Here is a 17,574-nt window from a genome sequence, read left to right as displayed (position 1 = left end):
TGTGCGTTCTTGTTGGATGTTTGCACATCTATACTCGAAACAAGCCTCAGGACGCCACCCCGCGTTTGCCCGGCGCTGGCGATCTCGTCCCGACAACAATTCCAAGGAGAACGCAGATGAACGCACCGCAATCCCCAAACAGCACCAAGGTCGAGCAGGTCAAGCTGCTGATCGACGGCCAGTGGGTCGAGTCCAAAACCACCGAATGGCGTGACATCGTCAACCCGGCCACCCAAGAGGTGCTGGCGCGCGTACCGTTCGCCACCGTCGAGGAAGTCGATGCAGCCGTGGCCGCTGCTCACCGCGCTTTCCAGACGTGGCGTAACACCCCGATCGGCGCGCGCATGCGCATCATGCTCAAGCTGCAGGCGCTGATCCGCGAACACACCAAACGCATTGCCCAGGTGCTCAGCGCCGAGCAGGGCAAGACCCTGGCCGACGCTGAAGGCGATATCTTCCGCGGCCTGGAAGTGGTCGAGCACGCTGCGTCCATTGGTACCCTGCAGATGGGCGAATTCGCCGAGAACGTCGCCGGCGGTGTCGATACCTACACCCTGCGCCAGCCGATCGGCGTATGCGCTGGCATCACCCCGTTCAACTTCCCGGCAATGATCCCGCTGTGGATGTTCCCCATGGCCATCGTCTGCGGCAACACCTTCGTGCTCAAACCGTCCGAGCAGGACCCGCTGTCGACCATGCTTCTGGTCGAGCTGGCGCTGGAAGCCGGCGTACCGGCCGGCGTGCTGAACGTGGTGCACGGCGGCAAGCAGGTGGTGGATGCCATTTGCACCCACCAGGACATCAAGGCGATTTCCTTCGTGGGCTCTACTGAAGTCGGCACGCACGTTTACAACCTTGGCAGCCAGCATGGCAAGCGTGTGCAGTCAATGATGGGGGCCAAGAACCACGCGGTGGTGTTGCCTGATGCCAACCGCACGCAAACCATCAATGCGCTGGTGGGTGCTGCCTTTGGCGCGGCGGGCCAGCGCTGCATGGCGACCTCGGTGGCCGTGTTGGTGGGCAAGGCCCGCGAATGGTTGCCGGATATCAAGGAGGCTGCCAGCAAGCTCAAGGTCAATGCTGGCTGTGAGCCGGGCACCGACGTTGGCCCGGTGGTTTCCAAGCGTGCCAAGGAGCGTGTGCTGGGCCTGATCGAAAGCGGTATCAAGGAAGGCGCCAAGCTCGAACTCGACGGCCGTGACGTCAAGGTGCCGGGCTACGAGCAAGGCAACTTCGTCGGCCCGACCCTGTTCTCGGGCGTGAAGACCGACATGCAGGTGTATACCCAGGAAATCTTCGGCCCGGTGCTGGTGACCCTGGAAGTCGATACGCTCGACGAGGCTATCGCCCTGGTCAATGCAAACCCGTTCGGCAACGGCACCGGCCTGTTCACCCAGAGCGGCGCTGCGGCCCGCAAGTTCCAGAGCGAAATCGATATTGGCCAGGTCGGCATCAACATCCCGATCCCGGTACCCGTACCGTTCTTCAGCTTCACCGGCTCGCGTGGCTCCAAACTCGGTGACCTGGGGCCGTACGGCAAGCAAGTGGTGCAGTTCTACACTCAGACCAAGACCGTCACTGCTCGCTGGTTCGATGACGACAGCGTCAACGACGGTGTGAACACCACCATTAGCCTGCGCTAAGGAGTACGTCATGCGTATCGCATTCATCGGCCTGGGCAACATGGGCGCGCCCATGGCCCGCAACCTGATCAAGGCCGGGCATCAGCTGAACCTGTTCGACCTGAACAAGGCCGTGCTGGCCGAGCTGGCAGAACTGGGCGGGCAGATCAGCCCCTCGCCCAAGGACGCGGCGGCCAACAGCGAGCTGGTGATCACCATGCTGCCTGCCGCAGCCCATGTGCGTAGCGTGTATTTGAACGAGGACGGCGTACTGGCCGGCATTCGCCCTGGCACGCCGACCGTTGACTGCAGCACCATCGACCCGCAGACCGCACGTGACGTGTCCAAGGCCGCAGCGGCAAAGGGCGTGGACATGGGGGATGCGCCGGTTTCCGGTGGTACTGGCGGCGCCGCGGCCGGCACCCTGACGTTCATGGTTGGCGCCAGTACCGAGTTGTTCGCCAGCCTCAAGCCGGTACTGGAGCAGATGGGCCGCAACATTGTGCACTGCGGGGAAGTCGGTACCGGCCAGATCGCCAAGATCTGCAACAACCTGCTGTTAGGCATTTCGATGATCGGCGTGTCCGAGGCCATGGCCCTGGGTAACGCGTTGGGTATCGATACCAAGGTGCTGGCCGGCATCATCAACAGTTCGACCGGGCGTTGCTGGAGCTCGGACACCTACAACCCGTGGCCGGGCATCATCGAAACCGCTCCGGCATCGCGTGGCTACACCGGTGGCTTTGGCGCCGAACTCATGCTCAAGGACCTGGGGCTGGCCACCGAAGCGGCACGCCAGGCACACCAACCGGTGATTCTCGGTGCCGTGGCCCAACAGTTGTATCAGGCCATGAGTTTGCGAGGTGAGGGTGGCAAGGACTTCTCGGCCATCGTCGAGGGTTATCGCAAGAAGGATTGATGCAAGAGGTGGATTTCATCGCGGGCCAGGCGGCCTTCCCTCTGTAACTGCGCACCAGAGGGAAGGGCGTCTGCTCCGCGATTTTTTTTGTCCACACTTACAGGTAGTGCGCGGCCGTGGTAGGAGCGGGTTCACCCGCGAATGCTGCAGAAGCCTCACCGCCGCATTAGCAGGTAAACCCGCGCCTGCAAGTCAGGCGAAGACGAAATACTTACGTACAGTCTCGACCACTTCCCAGGTACCTTTCATGCCTGGCTCGATCACGAACACATCACCCGCTTTCAGGTGCTTGGGCTCTTCGCCTTCCGGGGTGATGATGCAGTAGCCATCGAGGAAGTGGCAGAACTCCCATTTATCGTAGTTGACCTCGAACTTGCCCGGGGTGCAGATCCAGGTGCCCATGATTTTGCTGCCGTCGGCCGACAGGTAGGCATTGAGGTTGACGGTGTGCGGATCGCCGCCGATGCGCTTCCACTTGGTGGCGTCCACGACCGGCGTCGGGCAGGTTTCGCGCAGGACGGTGATGAAATCGGACATGGCACAACTCCTGGTGACTGGCTGAATGACGGGTCACCATAGGCCCAACGGCCGAGCCGCAGTTGCCTGGGCTCGACGTCCAGGTGTCTGCCCGCGCTATGGCAGGCGGTTTGCCTCGACAGTGGTGTGCGCCCTTGCGCGTCAGCCGGTAAAGGTGGCTACCAGTTCTGCGGCATAACCCGGCAATGCCGCAAAATCCCGTGCGCACACCAGCAACCGGCGGTTGGCCCATGGCTCCTGCAGCGCCACCCAGTGCAACGGCAGCATGCCTTGCCAGCGCTGTACTGCTGCCAGCGGCACCACCCCGATTCCGGCCCCGCCCGCGACCATGCGGATCACCCCATCAAACCCCTCCGCACGCACCCGGACCTGCATGCGCTGCCCCTCGTGCAGCGCTTGCTCTTCCAGGTACAACCCCAATGCACTGCCGGCCCCCAGGCCTACATAGCCATGGGCCAGGCTGTCGACGAAACTTGGCGCCAGCGCACTGGCCAAGGGGTGGCCCTGTGGTGTCACCAGCACCAGCGGGTCGTCTCGAAACGGCCGGGTCTGCAGGTGCTCGCTGGGGGCGGCTGTGGACACGATGCCCAGGTCGGCCATGCCTTGGGTAATTGCCTGCACGATGCGCAAACTCGGCAGCTCTTGCACATCCACGCTGACGCCCGGGTTTTCAGCCAGGTAGCTGGCCAGCAGTTCGGGCAGGTATTCGGTCAGCGCTGCGGTGTTGCACAGCAGACGCACCTGGCCTTGCTGCCCTTGCGCGTATTGGCCCAGGTCGAACTGCAGGCGTTCGACCTGCTGCGTTATCAGCCGTGCATGCTGCAAGAGTGCCTGGCCAGCCGGCGTTGGTTGTACGCCACGGCGGTTACGTTCCAGCAAGGGAATGCCCAGCGATGCTTCCATGGCGCGAATGCGCGCACTGGCTGCCGGCAGCGACAGATGGCTGCGGCCGGCGCCAGCGGTGATGTTGCCGCACTCCAGGGTGTGCTGGAACAGCTTGAGGTCGATCAGGTCGAAATGCATGTGGCTCTGTCCTGGCAAGAGGCTGGCTGAGTATATGGCAGATTTTCACGTCACCCGGTGCACGGCATCATCGGCCCATGACGACCTTGCTTGCTTTCTACCAGAACATTGGCCCGGCACTCTCGTTGCTGGTTGTACTGACCTTTCTGCTGGCCGGCGCAGTGAAGGGGGTCATCGGCCTGGGCCTGCCGACCATTGCCATGGGCCTGTTGGGCCTGGCTATGCCACCGGCGCAGGCTGCCGCGTTGTTGATCGTGCCCTCGACACTCACCAACCTGTGGCAGCTGGCCAGCGGCGGGCATCTGCGAGGGTTGTTGGTCCGCCTGGGGCCGATGCTGGCATTGATCTTTGTCGGCACCTTGCTGGGCAGCGCCTGGCTGGGAATCAACAGTGGCCCCTGGGCTGCGCACGCGCTGGGGGGCGCCTTGCTGGTCTATGCGTTGTATGGGTTGGTCGGCCCGGGCTTGCAGGTAGCCCCGGGACACGAGCGCTGGCTGGGACCGCTTTGCGGGCTGGTCACGGGTGTGGTTACGGCGTCGACCGGGGTGTTCGTGATGCCAGCAGTGCCTTACCTGCAGAGCCTGGGCTTGAGCCGCGAGCAGATGATCCAGGCCCTGGGCCTGTCGTTCACGGTGTCGACCCTGGCCTTGGCCCTAGGCCTGGCCGGGCAGGATGCCTTGGGTGGCCAGGCGCTGGGGGCGTCGCTGCTGATGCTGGCGCCGGCCTTGGTCGGCATGCTGGCGGGCCAGTGGCTGCGTCAGCGGATCAGCGCGCTGCTGTTCAAGCGTTGCTTTTTCATCGGCCTGGCCGCCCTCGGCGGCCACCTGCTGATCAACGGCTAGCGGACGAAGCGCTGAGCATGTCGACCCTCTGGATATCGAAATCGCGCTCCAGGTAATCCATGCGGCTTTCGAAGAAGGCGGCCATGTGCGGGAGGGCCGAGTGCACGTCCAGCGCGGCCTTGTCGGCCCACACTTCGAAGAACACAAACAGGCTTGGGTCCTGCTGGTCGCGCAGCATGTGGTACTCGATGCAGCCGGGTTCCTGGCGGCTTGGCTCGACGTAGGGACGCAACAGGTTTTCGAACGCATCAGCCATTTCCGGGCGGGTCTTGGCTTTGAGGATAAAGGCGAACGGCTCACTCATGGGGCGCTACTCGGTGATGGGTGGTGAGTCGATTCTACGGCAATAATTCATTGCTCATTCGTGACTTCTGGTCAATTGTATTTTGCCCCGTCACCGCTGTATCCCGCCCCCGCGAGCCTCTAACCTGCCGGCATCAATTTTTGATTCGGCCGTGGAGGCCAGCATGAAAAAGATCCTTCTGCTCAATGGTGGTAAACAGTTCGCTCACTCCGAAGGCCGCCTCAACGCGACCTTGCACGAAGCGGCCATCGCTCACCTGGACCGCGCCGGTTTCGATGTGCGCCAGACGTTCATCGACGGCGGCTACGATGCCCAGGAAGAGGTGGAGAAATTCCTCTGGGCCGATGTGGTGATCTATCAAATGCCCGGCTGGTGGATGGGCGCGCCGTGGACCGTGAAGAAGTACATCGACGAGGTGTTCACTGCCGGCCACGGCAGCCTGTACGCCAATGACGGTCGTACCCGTTCGGACCACTCGCAGAAATACGGCAGCGGTGGTCTGGTGCACGGCAAGCAATACATGTTGTCGCTGACCTGGAACGCGCCGCAGCAGGCGTTCGATGACCCGAGCGATTTCTTTGAAGGCAAAGGGGTGGATGCCGTCTACTTCCCGTTCCACAAGGCCAACCAGTTCCTGGGCATGACCGGCCTGCCGACCTTCCTGGCTGTGGATGTGATGAAGCGCCCGGATGTGCCGGCGGCGTTGGCAGCTTATGAGGCCCATCTGGACAAGGTGTTTGGCAAGGCACAGTAATTTTATGTCTGTACCGGCCTCTTCGCGGGCTTGCCCGCTCCCACAGGTATTACGCAGGTTTCAAGGACTTTGCAGTACTTGGGGGAGCGGGCAAGCCCGCGAATAGGCCCGTACAGGCGCTGCTGGACTTGGCCTCGACAAGCGGTTATCTAATCCTTGCACAGACCAACCACAGGCCCTGATGTGAAAACCCGATCCGAAGAACTCCAGGTATTCGTCGCCGTCATCGACTGCGGCTCGATTTCCGCTGCTGCCGAGCAGATGGGCCAGACCCCGTCTGCCGTCAGCCGCACCTTGTCGCGTCTGGAGGGCAAGCTGGGCACCACGCTGGTCAACCGCACCACCCGGCGCATGGACCTTACCGAAGAGGGGCGCTACTTTCTTGAGCGCGCGCGGCTGATCCTGCAGCAGATGGACGAGATGGAAGAGCGTCTGTCGATGAACCGCCAGACCCCGACCGGGCGATTGCGCATCAATGCCGCTGCGCCGTTCATGCTGCATGCCATCCTGCCCTGGATCGGCGAGTTCCGCCGCCAGTACCCGGGCATCGAACTGGAGCTCAACACCGACGACCTGATCATCGACCTGCTGGAGCAGAGCACTGATGTGGCGATCCGCATCGGCGAGCTGGCCGACTCCAGCCTGCACGCGCGCAGCCTGGGTTGCAGTCCGGTGCAGGTGCTGGCCAGTCCGGCCTACCTGGAGCAGCACGGCACGCCACGGCAGGTCGAGGACCTGGCCAACCACTGTCTGCTCGGCTTCAGCCAACCTGAGTCGCTCAATCACTGGCCGCTACGCCACGCTCAGGGCGATCGCTGGAGCATCCGCCCGACGCTGGTCGCTTCCAGCGGCGAAACCCTGCGCCAGCTGGCGTTGGCCGGGGAGGGCATCGTCAGCCTGTCGCACTTCATGACCCACGAAGATATCCGCACAGGGCGCCTGCAGGTGCTGCTGAGCGAGGCCAACAATGGCTACCGTCAGCCGATCCACGCGGTGTATTACCGCAACACCCAGTTGGCGCTGCGCATCCAGTGCTTCCTGGATTTCATCCAGCGCAAGCTGGCGATGTACGCCTGATGAGTTGCCTGATCGCGACAAATCCTGTCCACAGGCGGCGAAACTTCCGCCGGTTGATTGCACAGTCGAAGCGCTTCGGCCTTACTGACTGCTCAACAAAAACAACACCAAGGAAGTGTCATGCGTATTGTCCCGTTCCAGTACCTGGCTCTCGCAGCCGCGATCCTGAGCTGTTCCTCGGTTTACGCCGCCACCCTGGAGGGCGGCGCGGTGGCCGCCCCCGATCAATATGGCGCACAGGTGGCCGCCGATATTCTGAAAAAGGGCGGCAACGCGGTGGACGCGGCAGTGGCGACCGCCTTCACCCTGGCGGTGACTTACCCGGAGGCCGGTAATATCGGCGGTGGCGGCTTCATGACCCTGTTCGTCGATGGCAAGCCTTACTTCCTCGACTACCGCGAAGTCGCGCCCAAGGCCGCCACGCGCAACATGTACCTGGACGACAAGGGCGAGGTCATCGAGAACCTCAGCCTGGTCGGGGCACGCGCCGCAGGCGTACCCGGTACGGTAATGGGCCTGTGGGAGGCGCACCAGAAGTTCGGCAAGCTGCCCTGGAGCGAGTTGCTGACCCCGGCCATCGGCTATGCGAAAAACGGCTTCAAGGTGGCGGAAAAGCAGTACCAGTACCGCAACGATGCCCAAGGCATGTTCAAGACGGCGACCAACTTCAACGATTACTTCGGCAACATGAAGGTCGGCGAGCTGTTCAAGCAGCCGGAAATGGCCCAGACCCTGGAGCGCATAGCCGCCAAGGGCGTGAGCGAGTTCTATCAAGGCAAGACCGCCGATTTGCTGGTGGCGCAGATGCAGGCTGACAAAGGCCTGATTACCAAAGAAGACCTGAAAGATTACAAGGCGGTATGGCGTGAACCGATGGCCGTGAGCTGGCGTGGCAATGTGGTGTATACCGCGCCACCGCCGAGCTCGGGCGGTGTGGCGCTGGCCCAGTTGCTGGGCATCAAGGAAGACCGCGCGGCCGACTTCAAAGGGGTGGCGCATAACTCGGCGCAGTACATCCACCTGTTGGCCGAGATCGAGAAGCGGGTGTTCGCCGACCGCGCCGATTACCTGGGCGACCCGGCCTTCACCAAGGTGCCGGTGGACCAGCTGGTGGCCAAGGATTACCTGGCCAAGCGCGCAGCTCAGGTCAACCCGAAGGCCATTTCCGACACCGACAAGGTCAAGCCGGGCCTTGAACCGCATCAGACCACGCATTTCTCGATCGTCGACAAGCAGGGCAACGCGGTCAGCAATACCTACACCCTCAACCTCGACTACGGCAGTGGTGTGGTGGTGAAGGGCGCCGGTTTCCTGCTCAACGACGAGATGGATGATTTCAGCGCCAAGCCGGGTGCGGCGAACGCCTTTGGCGTGGTCGGCGGTGATGCCAACGCGATCGAACCGGGCAAGCGCATGCTGTCGTCGATGAGCCCCAGCCTGATGACCCGCGATGGCAAGGTCGAGCTGGTTATCGGTACCCCGGGTGGTTCACGGATCTTTACCTCGATCTTCCAGGTGATGAACAACCTGTACGACTACGGCATGCCGCTGGACAAGGCGGTGGCGGCGCAGCGCGTGCACCATCAGTTGCTGCCCAAGGACACCATCTACTTCGACAGCTATGCGCCATTGACCGGGCCGGTAGCTGATGAGCTGAAGAAGATGGGCTATGTGCTGGAGGACCAGGGCTGGGAGATGGGCGACATCCAGGCGATCCGCGTCGATGGGGCGAAGCTTGAGACCGCTTCCGACCCACGTGGGCGTGGGGTGGGGATGATCGTCAAGTAGTACCTGTGAGCACGCCGGGAGGGCTTTGCCCTCCTATCGCGACACAAGGCCGCCCCCATGGTGACCTGCGTACGTCGATCAATGTGGCGGCCTTGAGTCGCGAAAGGGCCGCAAAGCGGCCCCAGGTGCCAACGGTCAGACGCGGAACTGGCTGACCAGTGTCTGCAACTGCCCACCCAGCCGCGCCAGCTCCACACTCGACGCTGCCGTCTCGTCACTGGCTGCTGCGGTTTGCTCTGACACATCACGCACATTCAGGATGCTTCGGCTGATCTCTTCAGCCACCGCACTCTGCTGCTCTGCCGCCGCAGCAATCTGCTGGTTCATCGACTGGATGCTCGATACCGTACTGGTAATGCTCTCCAGCGATGACCCGGCCTTTCGCGCCAGTTCGACGCTGCTGTCGGTCAGGGCACGGCTGCCCTGCATGGCATTCGCCACTTGCTGGGTACCGTGCTGCAGGCTGGCAATCAGCTCTTCGATCTCTTCGGTAGACTTCTGCGTGCGTTGGGCCAGGCCGCGCACTTCGTCGGCAACCACGGCAAAGCCACGGCCTGCCTCGCCGGCACGCGCCGCCTCGATCGCTGCGTTGAGCGCCAGCAGGTTGGTCTGTTCGGCCACCGACTTGATCACGTCCATCACGCTGCCAATTTTCTGGCTTTCCTGCTGCAGCAGGTTCATGGCCTCGGTGGAGCGGTGCATGTCTTCGGCCAGGCGTTCGATCTGGCCAATCGCTTCGCCCACTACGCGGTCGCCGGCACGGGCTTCGTCATCGGCTCCGGTGGCTGCATGTGAGGCCTGCTCGGCATTGCGCGCCACTTCCTGAACGGTAGCGGCCATTTCGTGCATGGCGGTGGCCACCTGGTCGGTCTCGACTTTCTGGCTGTTGGCGCCCGCGCTGGTCTGTTCGGTGACTGCCGACAGCTCTTCGGCGGCGCTGGCGATCTGGGTGACGCCATCGCGGATGCCGCTGATCAGCTCGCGCAGGGTGGTGCCCATGCGCGCGATGCCTTGCTGCAGCACGCCCAGTTCGTCACGGCGGGTGACGCGCATGTGCTGGGTAAGGTCGCCACTGGCGATTTTTTCCACGGCCACCAGGGTGTCTTGCAACGGGCGCGTGATCTGGCGGGTGATCAGCACCGCCGCCAGCACGCCGACCAGCAGCGCCAGCAGTGTGGCGATGGCCTGCAGGCTGCGGGCCTGGGTGCTCTCGATGTCACGGCGCTCCAGCTGGATCTGGTACAACGCGTCGCTGCGCTTGACGATGTCGGCACCCTGCACGGTCATTTCGGCACGCGCGGTGGTGATGTTGGCAACCGCGTCGCGGAACTGGCGTACGGCGTCACGATAGGCCAGTACTGCGTTTTCGAACTGTTGCAGGCGCGCATCTTCGCTGGGCAGCTGGCGCTTGAGGTTGTCGGTATCGGCCAGTGCTGCATCCAGCTGGCGCAAGGCGGCCTGCTCGTTGGCGCTGCTGTTGTCGGCGATGTAGCCACGCACATCGATGCGTACCTGCAGCAGTTGCTGGCGGGCCTTGCTGATCAGCTGGTACTGGGCCAGGCGCACGCTGTCAGCCTCGGGGCGAGCCATCACCTCCTGGCTGAGCGCATCCATGGCCTGGTCGGCGCGGATGGCCGAGCTGTCCATGGAAACGCGCGCTGCGCGGGTGGCGTCGTAGCCCTGGCGCATCTTGTTCAGCGACAGCTTGTAGGCACTGATGGTATCGCCCAGTTCACCCAGCAGCTTGACGTTCTCCGGGCTTTTGAAGGTGGTGGCCAGGTAGGCCTGCTGCTTGCTGAATGCGTCCAGCTTGGCCAGGGTGTTGGCGGCGGCGGTATCGTCGCCGTTGGCGATCATGTACTGCAGGCGCGCAATGCGCAGATCGGTGAGGTCCTTGTTCAACTGGCCAATATCGCCCATCCAGTTGCTACGGTCGATCAGGCTGCCCAGGCTGGTCCAGCCGGTGAGGGCCAGCAGGCCAGTGAGGACCAGCACCAGGCCGAAGCCCAGGCCGAGTTTAAGGTTGACGCTGATGTTGGCGAACCAGCTGTTCATGCACGCTCTCCAGAAGTTGATTTCGCTCTCTTGATCTTCGATCGCCAGGCGTTGTTGTTCTGGATGCCCGCTGATTCGTGCAGGGGTTATCGGCCATGATTGGGGAAGCTGAAACGCTTTTTCAGCAAAATGTCAGCAAGCGGTCTCACTCGGTCCCTGTTGCACCGGGCATCAGAGAGTGCGTGCACTGAAGGTGTCGCAGCGATTCACTTCACCTTCGGCAAACCCGGCCTTGAACCAGCGCACCCGCTGCGCCGAGGTACCGTGGGTGAACGAGTCTGGCACTACGCGCCCGCGGCTTTGCTGCTGCAGGCGGTCGTCGCCGATTGCATTGGCCGCATTCAGCGCTTCCTCGACATCGCCTGGCTCCAGCCAGTTCAGGCGTTTCTGCGCCTGGTAGGCCCATACCCCGGCCAGACAGTCGGCCTGCAACTCCTGGCGCACCAACAGGCCGTTGTCGCCCTCCATGCGCTGGCCAGCGCGTCGTGCGGCGTCGACCTTGGCCGAGACGCCCAGCAGTGTCTGCACATGGTGACCGATTTCGTGGGCGATCACGTAGGCCTGGGCGAAGTCGCCAGCTGCAGCGAAGCGGGTTTCCATTTCACGGAAGAACGACATGTCCAGGTATACCCGCTGGTCCGCCGGGCAATAGAACGGCCCAACCGCTGCCGAGGCAAAACCGCAGGCCGAATTGACCTGGCCGCTGAACAGGACCAGTTTGGGGTCACGGTATTGTTTGCCGGCCTCGGCGAACAGGGCTTTCCAAGTGTCTTCGGTGTCACCCAGAACCGAGGCGACGAACTCAGCTTGCTGGTCGTTGGCCGGTGGCGCCTTGCCGCCCGCACCACTGGGCGCCGTCTGCTGTTGTTGCTGCTCCATCTGCCCGGCAAGCTGGCCAAGAATCTGCAGCGGGTCCTGCCCGGTGAGCCAGCCGATGCCGACGATCAGCAGAATCGCCCCGAGCCCCAGCCCCTTGCCGCCGCCGAAGCGCATGCCGCCACCGCCACCTTCGCCCCGGGCATCGACCACGTTGTCGCTGCGTCGGCCTTTTCGCCATTCCATGAATGCTCTCCCGAGCGTGAAACAAGAAGTCAAAGATTAGTTCAGGAAAGCGGCAGGTGTCAGGCAAAGGTGTTAATCCATAACCATTTGGTTATGTATGAGGTGGTCGATTTCAATATTCATCGCGCGCGACCTGCCGGAAACTGCAAGTCCGCCTGCCACGCCCAGGCGTTCTCACAATTCCAAGAGAGGAAACCGGCATGCCCGCCCAGGACAACAGCCGCTTCGTGATCCGTGATCGCAACTGGCACCCTAAAGCCCTTACGCCTGACTACAAGACCTCCGTTGCCCGCTCGCCGCGCCAGGCACTGGTCAGCATTCCGCAGTCGATCAGCGAAACCACTGGTCCGGACTTTTCCCATCTGGGCTTCGGCGCCCACGACCATGACCTGCTGCTGAACTTCAATAACGGTGGCCTGCCCATTGGCGAGCGCATCATCGTCGCCGGCCGTGTCGTCGACCAGTACGGCAAGCCTGTGCCGAACACTCTGGTGGAGATGTGGCAAGCCAACGCCGGCGGCCGCTATCGCCACAAGAACGACCGCTACCTGGCGCCGCTGGACCCGAACTTCGGTGGTGTTGGCCGGTGCCTGACCGACCGTGACGGCTATTACAGCTTCCGCACCATCAAGCCGGGCCCGTACCCATGGCGCAACGGCCCGAACGACTGGCGCCCGGCGCATATCCACTTCGCCATCAGCGGTCCATCGATCGCCACCAAGCTGATCACCCAGTTGTACTTCGAAGGTGACCCGCTGATCCCGATGTGCCCTATCGTCAAGTCGATCGCCAACCCGCAAGCCGTGCAGCAGTTGATCGCCAAGCTCGACATGAGCAACGCCAACCCGATGGACTGCCTGGCCTACCGCTTCGACATCGTGCTGCGCGGCCAGCGCAAGACCCACTTCGAAAACTGCTGAGGACCCCGCCATGCCAATCGAACTGCTGCCGGAAACCCCTTCGCAGACTGCCGGCCCCTACGTGCACATCGGCCTGGCCCTGGAAGCCGCCGGCAACCCGACCCGCGACCAGGAAATCTGGAACTGCCTGGCCAAGCCAGACGCCCCGGGCGAGCACATTCTGCTGATCGGCCACGTATATGACGGAAACGGCCACCTGGTGCGCGACTCGTTCCTGGAAGTGTGGCAGGCCGACGCCAACGGTGAGTACCAGGATGCCTACAACCTGGAAAACGCCTTCAACAGCTTTGGCCGCACGGCTACCACCTTCGATGCCGGTGAGTGGACGCTGCAAACGGTCAAGCCGGGTGTGGTGAACAACGCTGCTGGCGTGCCGATGGCGCCGCACATCAACATCAGCCTGTTTGCCCGTGGCATCAACATCCACCTGCACACGCGCCTGTATTTCGATGATGAGGCCCAGGCCAATGCCAAGTGCCCGGTGCTCAACCTGATCGAGCAGCCGCAGCGGCGTGAAACCTTGATTGCCAAGCGTTGCGAAGTGGATGGCAAGACGGCGTACCGCTTTGATATCCGCATTCAGGGGGAAGGGGAGACCGTCTTCTTCGACTTCTGAGGTGAAGCTTGGGGCCGCTCTGCGGCCCATTCGCGGGCAAGCCCGCTCCTACAACGATCTGCGTACACCGACGCCGATCAATGTGGGAGCGGGCTTGCCCGCGAATGGGCTGCAAAGCAGCCCCGGCGATACAACGATCAGCGCCGAACCAGCAGAACCCCACTCTCCATATGGTGGGTATACGGGAACTGGTCAAACAATGCACAGCGCTCGATACGGTGGGTGTCCTGCAACTGGGCAATGTTCGCTGCCAGTGTTTCCGGGTTGCACGAGATGTACAGGATGCGTTCGAAACGACGGGTCAGCTCGCAGGTATCCGGGTCCATCCCCGCACGCGGTGGGTCGACGAACACTGTACCGAACTGATAACTCTTCAGGTCGATGCCTTCCAGGCGACGGAACGGCCGCACCTCATTCAGTGCCTGGGTCAGCTCCTCTGCCGACAAACGTACCAGCCGCACGTTATCCACAGCGTTCTCGTCGAGGTTGCTCAGTGCGGCATTGACCGATGTCTTGCTGATTTCGGTGGCCAGCACCTGGCGTACACGCGTGGCCAGCGGCAGGGTGAAGTTGCCGTTGCCGCAATACAGCTCCAGCAGGTCATCCTCACGCTCGCCAATGGCCTCGAAGGCCCAGCTGAGCATCTTCTGGTTCACTGCGCCGTTGGGCTGGGTGAACGCACCCTCTGGCTGGCGGTAACTGAACAAGCGGCCAGCCACATCGAGTTTTTCCACTGCGTAGTCGCGGCCGATAACCAGGCGCTTGCCCTTGGAACGGCCGATGACGCTCACCCCCAGCGCTTCAGCCAGTTGCCGTGCTTCCACTTCCCAGGCGTCGTCCAGCGGGCGGTGATAGCACATCGTGATCATCGCATCGCCAGCCAGCGTGGTGAGGAACTCCACCTGGAACAGGCGGTTGCCCAGTTCTTCGCTGGCCTGCCAGGCTGCCTTCAGGCGTGGCATCAACGCGTTGATGCGTTCGCTGGCAATGGGGAAATCGTCAATCAGGATTGCCTTGTGCTTCTCGCCCGGGGCGAACATGGCGTAGTGGCGCTGGCCATCCTCGCGCCACAGGCGGAACTCGGCGCGCAGGCGGTAATGCTCGCGCGGTGAGTCGAAAACAGCCGGTTCCGGCGCACCGAACGGTGCCAGCAGCTCGCGCAGCCGGGCCACTTTGGCATCCAGCTGGGTGGCGTAGGAGGAGGGGTCGAAAGCAGCACTCATGCGTTGAACCAGCCTAGCTTGATGACGAACAGGATGGAAAGGATCACCAGCGCCGAGTTCAGTTCGCGGTGGCGGCCCGAGATCAGCTTGACGGCGGTCCAGGCGATGAAGCCGAAGGCGATACCATTGGCGATCGAGTACGTCAACGGCATGGCCAAGGCAGTTACCACCACCGGTGCGGCTTCGGTGACGTCGTCCCAGTTTATTTCCGCCAGGCCCGAGGCCATCAGTACCGCGACGAACAGCAGCGCCGGAGCGGTGGCGAAGGCGGGCACGCTACCGGCCAGTGGGGCAAAGAACAGCGCCAGCAGGAACAGCACGGCAACCACGATGGCCGTCAGGCCGGTGCGGCCACCGGCGCTCACGCCCGCAGCGGACTCGATATAGCTGGTGGTGGTCGAGGTGCCCAGCAGGGAGCCGGCCATGGCGGCGGTGCTGTCGGCGATCAGGGCGCGGCCCATCTTCGGCATGTGGCCGTCCTTGCCCATCAGGCCGGCGCGCTTGGCCACGGCGATCAGTGTGCCGGAGTTGTCGAACAGGTCGACGAACAGGAACGCGAAGATCACGCTGATCAGGCCCACATCGAGGGCACCGGCGATGTCCAGTTGCAGGAAGGTGGGTGCCAGCGAAGGTGGCATCGACACGATCCCGCCGAACGGCGTGACGCCCATGGCGATCGACGCGACGGTGACGGCCAGGATGCCGATCAGCACCGCGCCGCGAACTTTCAGCGACTCAAGGCCGACGATCAGGAAGAAGCCCAGTGTGGCGAGAATCACCGAAGGCTGCTTGAGGTCGCCCATGCCCACCAAGGTGGCTGGGTTATCGACGACGATGCCGGCGTTATGCAGGGCGATCAATGCCAGGAACAGGCCGATGCCGGCGGCAATCGCCGAACGCAGCGGCAGCGGGATGCTGTTCACGATCCACTCGCGGATGCGGAAGATCGACAGCAGGAAGAACATCACCGCCGACAGGAACACGGCACCCAGTGCCACCTGCCAGGTGTGGCCCATGTGCAGCACCACGGTGTAGGTGAAGAACGCGTTCAGGCCCATGCCCGGTGCCAGGGCGATCGGGTAGTTGGCAATCAGGCCCATGGTGGCGGAGCCGATGGCCGCTGCCAGGCAGGTGGCGACGAAGATCGCGCCCTTGTCCATGCCGGTCTCGCCGAGGATGCTCGGGTTGACGAACAGAATGTAGGCCATGGCCAGGAAGGTGGTGACGCCCGCGAGAATCTCGGTGCGCACGTTGGTGTTGTGTGCTCTTAGTTGAAACAGCCTTTCCAGCATGCCCGCTCCCCAAGGCGCCCCCGGCGCCATGAATGTATCGACCCCAACAGCAAAGCACAGACCGTACCGGATGCCGTGGTTTTGTGTGGGGAGGAAAAAAGCCGCGCATCATACCAGCATGCATGGCGGGGGCCTATGGCCGTTGGGGAATGGGTTTTTCTGGCCCTGTGCGGGGAGGTTCCCCCGTAGGCGCGGGCTTGCCCGCGAAGCGGCGGGCACAGGTGACCCATCACCCGTTATGCAACCGATCCCGCTTGGCCAGGGTAGGGAACAGTTTTATCCACACCCCGGTCACCACCAAAGTGCCCACCCCGCCCAGCACCACCGCCGGCACTGTACCAAACCAGTGCGCGGTCACCCCCGATTCGAACTCACCGAGCTGGTTCGAGGCACCGATGAACAAGCCGTTCACTGCGCTCACCCGCCCACGCATTTCATCCGGTGTCTCCAGCTGCACGAACGAACTGCGAATGACCATGCTGATCATGTCTGCCGCCCCCAGTACCACCAGTACCGCCAGCGAGAACCAGAACGAGGTCGACAGGCCGAAGGCGATGGTCGCCACGCCGAACACGCCGACCGCAGTGAACATCGTCCGCCCGACGTTGCGCTGGAACGGGAAGCGCGCCAACCAGAGCGACATCAGCAATGCTCCCACCGCTGGCGCCGAGCGCAACAGGCCAAGGCCCATCGGCCCGGTCAGCAGGATGTCCTTGGCAAATACCGGCAGCAACGCGGTGGCTCCGCCCAACAATACGGCGAACAGGTCCAGCGAGATGGCGCCGAGGATGTCGGGCCGGCTGCGAAGGAAGCGGATGCCAGCCAGCAGCGATTCGATGCTGGCGCGCCCGCGCTGTGCGACCTGGCCGCGCGCCTGCAGGCTCAGGGTCAGCACGCAGGCAATGGCGTACAAGGCCACCGTCGGGCCGTACACCCACATGCTGCCAAAGGCATACAGGAAACCGCCCACCGCCGGCGCCACGATGGTCGCAGCCTGGGTGGCTGAGGCCGACGCCGCCACTGCCCGCGGGAACAGCCCGGCCGGTACCACATTGGGCAACAGCGCCTGGGTTGCCGGCATTTCGAATGAGCGGCTGGCGCCGAGCAGGAAGGCCAGGGCAAAGATCAGTTCGCGGGTGACATTGTCGGTGGCACTGCCCACCGCCAGCGCCAGGGCAATCAGCCCCTGAAGGCACTGGCACAGGGCGGCGACCTTGCGCCTGTCATAGCGGTCGGCGACATGGCCGGTGTGCAGCATGAACAGCACCCGTGGGGCGAACTCGACCAGGCCGACCAGGCCCAGGTCCAGGACGTTGCCGGTCAATTGGTAGAGGTGCCAGCCGATGGCCACGGTGAGCATCTGGAAGCCGCTGGCGGTGAACACGCGGGCCAGCCAGAAGGCCAGAAAAGGACGATGGTGACGCAACAACTGCGGTGCGGAATCGGACATCGGAAACCAGGGGCCTCGGCGCAGTAGAGGGGGGCGCAGCGTATCATCTGTTTGTAACAAACGGTTACTGTTTGCTCAGGTCGGCACTTT

16 protein-coding genes are annotated in these 17,574 nt (G+C 63.1%); 8 read left to right on the top strand and 8 right to left on the bottom strand.

Annotated features, from left to right (window positions below):
* Window positions 1-116 precede the first annotated feature (116 nt).
* Window positions 117-1,643 carry a CoA-acylating methylmalonate-semialdehyde dehydrogenase gene (locus tag ACI7M0_RS22545; protein WP_003251574.1) on the top strand — a complete coding sequence of 509 codons (1,527 nt, stop codon included), beginning with the start codon at window positions 117-119 and terminating at the stop codon, window positions 1,641-1,643.
* A 10-nt stretch (window positions 1,644-1,653) separates the two neighbouring features.
* Window positions 1,654-2,541 carry a 3-hydroxyisobutyrate dehydrogenase gene (gene mmsB, locus ACI7M0_RS22540; RefSeq protein WP_010955321.1) on the top strand — a complete coding sequence of 296 codons (888 nt, stop codon included), beginning with the start codon at window positions 1,654-1,656 and terminating at the stop codon, window positions 2,539-2,541.
* A gap of 192 nt (window positions 2,542-2,733) precedes the next feature.
* On the opposite strand, the gene ACI7M0_RS22535 is transcribed toward mmsB, so the two are convergent.
* Both ACI7M0_RS22535 and ACI7M0_RS22530 read right to left on the bottom strand, forming a co-directional pair.
* A complete protein-coding gene (locus ACI7M0_RS22535) occupies window positions 2,734-3,078 on the bottom strand; it encodes a cupin domain-containing protein (RefSeq protein ID WP_003251579.1) in 345 nt (114 codons plus the stop codon).
* Window positions 3,079-3,219: 141 nt separating this feature from the next.
* Entirely contained in the window at window positions 3,220-4,101 is an 882-nt protein-coding gene (locus tag ACI7M0_RS22530) for a LysR substrate-binding domain-containing protein (protein WP_104962562.1), read from the bottom strand.
* A gap of 77 nt (window positions 4,102-4,178) precedes the next feature.
* On the opposite strand from ACI7M0_RS22530, the gene ACI7M0_RS22525 reads away from it, so the two are divergent.
* Window positions 4,179-4,943: a sulfite exporter TauE/SafE family protein gene (locus tag ACI7M0_RS22525; protein ID WP_129932574.1), complete on the top strand. Its 765-nt coding sequence runs from the start codon at window positions 4,179-4,181 to the stop codon at window positions 4,941-4,943.
* Here the strand turns inward: ACI7M0_RS22525 and ACI7M0_RS22520 are convergent.
* On the bottom strand, window positions 4,933-5,247 hold the full coding sequence (locus ACI7M0_RS22520) for a putative quinol monooxygenase (RefSeq protein ID WP_064491006.1): 315 nt from the start codon (window positions 5,245-5,247) through the stop codon (window positions 4,933-4,935). The genes ACI7M0_RS22525 and ACI7M0_RS22520 overlap by 11 nt on opposite strands.
* A gap of 163 nt (window positions 5,248-5,410) precedes the next feature.
* Between ACI7M0_RS22520 and ACI7M0_RS22515 the strand changes: the two genes are divergently transcribed.
* From ACI7M0_RS22515 to ggt, 3 genes are all read left to right on the top strand, one after another.
* Window positions 5,411-6,001 carry an NAD(P)H-dependent oxidoreductase gene (locus ACI7M0_RS22515; protein WP_020193400.1) on the top strand — a complete coding sequence of 197 codons (591 nt, stop codon included), beginning with the start codon at window positions 5,411-5,413 and terminating at the stop codon, window positions 5,999-6,001.
* 183 nt (window positions 6,002-6,184) lie between these two features.
* Entirely contained in the window at window positions 6,185-7,078 is an 894-nt protein-coding gene (locus ACI7M0_RS22510) for a LysR family transcriptional regulator (RefSeq protein WP_129932573.1), read from the top strand.
* A gap of 120 nt (window positions 7,079-7,198) precedes the next feature.
* On the top strand, window positions 7,199-8,866 hold the full coding sequence (gene ggt, locus ACI7M0_RS22505) for a gamma-glutamyltransferase (RefSeq protein WP_129932572.1): 1,668 nt from the start codon (window positions 7,199-7,201) through the stop codon (window positions 8,864-8,866).
* Between the two features lie 135 nt (window positions 8,867-9,001).
* On the opposite strand, the gene ACI7M0_RS22500 is transcribed toward ggt, so the two are convergent.
* Both ACI7M0_RS22500 and ACI7M0_RS22495 read right to left on the bottom strand, forming a co-directional pair.
* Window positions 9,002-10,921, bottom strand: a complete 1,920-nt coding sequence (locus ACI7M0_RS22500) for a methyl-accepting chemotaxis protein (RefSeq protein ID WP_129932571.1) — start codon at window positions 10,919-10,921, stop codon at window positions 9,002-9,004.
* Window positions 10,922-11,092: 171 nt separating this feature from the next.
* The gene (locus tag ACI7M0_RS22495; protein WP_003251596.1) at window positions 11,093-11,983 is read right to left on the bottom strand and encodes a neutral zinc metallopeptidase; all 891 of its coding nucleotides are present in this window, start codon (window positions 11,981-11,983) and stop codon (window positions 11,093-11,095) included.
* 200 nt (window positions 11,984-12,183) lie between these two features.
* Between ACI7M0_RS22495 and pcaH the strand changes: the two genes are divergently transcribed.
* The gene (pcaH, locus tag ACI7M0_RS22490) at window positions 12,184-12,903 is read left to right on the top strand and encodes a protocatechuate 3,4-dioxygenase subunit beta (RefSeq protein ID WP_009682255.1); all 720 of its coding nucleotides are present in this window, start codon (window positions 12,184-12,186) and stop codon (window positions 12,901-12,903) included.
* A 10-nt stretch (window positions 12,904-12,913) separates the two neighbouring features.
* Window positions 12,914-13,519, top strand: a complete 606-nt coding sequence (pcaG, locus tag ACI7M0_RS22485) for a protocatechuate 3,4-dioxygenase subunit alpha (protein WP_010955312.1) — start codon at window positions 12,914-12,916, stop codon at window positions 13,517-13,519.
* Window positions 13,520-13,656: 137 nt separating this feature from the next.
* Here pcaG and trmA read toward each other — a convergent pair whose 3' ends face one another.
* The 3 genes from trmA to ACI7M0_RS22470 all read right to left on the bottom strand — a co-directional run bounded on the left by trmA (window position 13,657) and on the right by ACI7M0_RS22470 (window position 17,484).
* A complete protein-coding gene (gene trmA, locus ACI7M0_RS22480; protein ID WP_129932570.1) occupies window positions 13,657-14,742 on the bottom strand; it encodes a tRNA (uridine(54)-C5)-methyltransferase TrmA in 1,086 nt (361 codons plus the stop codon).
* On the bottom strand, window positions 14,739-16,034 hold the full coding sequence (locus tag ACI7M0_RS22475; protein ID WP_010955311.1) for an NCS2 family permease: 1,296 nt from the start codon (window positions 16,032-16,034) through the stop codon (window positions 14,739-14,741). Before ACI7M0_RS22475 ends, trmA begins: the two co-directional genes overlap by 4 nt.
* A gap of 229 nt (window positions 16,035-16,263) precedes the next feature.
* A complete protein-coding gene (locus ACI7M0_RS22470; RefSeq protein WP_129932569.1) occupies window positions 16,264-17,484 on the bottom strand; it encodes an MFS transporter in 1,221 nt (406 codons plus the stop codon).
* Window positions 17,485-17,574: the final 90 nt, after the last annotated feature.

The organism is Pseudomonas sp. 10(2024) (assembly GCF_045164175.1).
Taxonomy (GTDB): Bacteria; Pseudomonadota; Gammaproteobacteria; order Pseudomonadales; family Pseudomonadaceae; genus Aquipseudomonas; species Aquipseudomonas alloputida.
This window is presented reverse-complemented; position numbering and strand designations above follow the sequence as displayed.

What these genes read in the sequence shown, in the direction of transcription:
- ACI7M0_RS22545 (WP_003251574.1), top strand. Translation starts at nt 117, where the DNA reads ATGAACGCACCGCAATCCCCAAACAGCACCAAGGTCGAGCAGGTCAAG.
- ACI7M0_RS22520 (WP_064491006.1), bottom strand. Translation starts at nt 5,247, where the DNA reads ATGAGTGAGCCGTTCGCCTTTATCCTCAAAGCCAAGACCCGCCCGGAA.
- ACI7M0_RS22470 (WP_129932569.1), bottom strand. Translation starts at nt 17,484, where the DNA reads ATGTCCGATTCCGCACCGCAGTTGTTGCGTCACCATCGTCCTTTTCTG.
- ACI7M0_RS22495 (WP_003251596.1), bottom strand. Translation starts at nt 11,983, where the DNA reads ATGGAATGGCGAAAAGGCCGACGCAGCGACAACGTGGTCGATGCCCGG.
- ACI7M0_RS22535 (WP_003251579.1), bottom strand. Translation starts at nt 3,078, where the DNA reads ATGTCCGATTTCATCACCGTCCTGCGCGAAACCTGCCCGACGCCGGTC.
- pcaG (WP_010955312.1), top strand. Translation starts at nt 12,914, where the DNA reads ATGCCAATCGAACTGCTGCCGGAAACCCCTTCGCAGACTGCCGGCCCC.
- ggt (WP_129932572.1), top strand. Translation starts at nt 7,199, where the DNA reads ATGCGTATTGTCCCGTTCCAGTACCTGGCTCTCGCAGCCGCGATCCTG.
- trmA (WP_129932570.1), bottom strand. Translation starts at nt 14,742, where the DNA reads ATGAGTGCTGCTTTCGACCCCTCCTCCTACGCCACCCAGCTGGATGCC.
- mmsB (WP_010955321.1), top strand. Translation starts at nt 1,654, where the DNA reads ATGCGTATCGCATTCATCGGCCTGGGCAACATGGGCGCGCCCATGGCC.
- ACI7M0_RS22525 (WP_129932574.1), top strand. Translation starts at nt 4,179, where the DNA reads ATGACGACCTTGCTTGCTTTCTACCAGAACATTGGCCCGGCACTCTCG.
- ACI7M0_RS22475 (WP_010955311.1), bottom strand. Translation starts at nt 16,034, where the DNA reads ATGCTGGAAAGGCTGTTTCAACTAAGAGCACACAACACCAACGTGCGC.
- ACI7M0_RS22530 (WP_104962562.1), bottom strand. Translation starts at nt 4,101, where the DNA reads ATGCATTTCGACCTGATCGACCTCAAGCTGTTCCAGCACACCCTGGAG.
- ACI7M0_RS22515 (WP_020193400.1), top strand. Translation starts at nt 5,411, where the DNA reads ATGAAAAAGATCCTTCTGCTCAATGGTGGTAAACAGTTCGCTCACTCC.
- pcaH (WP_009682255.1), top strand. Translation starts at nt 12,184, where the DNA reads ATGCCCGCCCAGGACAACAGCCGCTTCGTGATCCGTGATCGCAACTGG.
- ACI7M0_RS22500 (WP_129932571.1), bottom strand. Translation starts at nt 10,921, where the DNA reads ATGAACAGCTGGTTCGCCAACATCAGCGTCAACCTTAAACTCGGCCTG.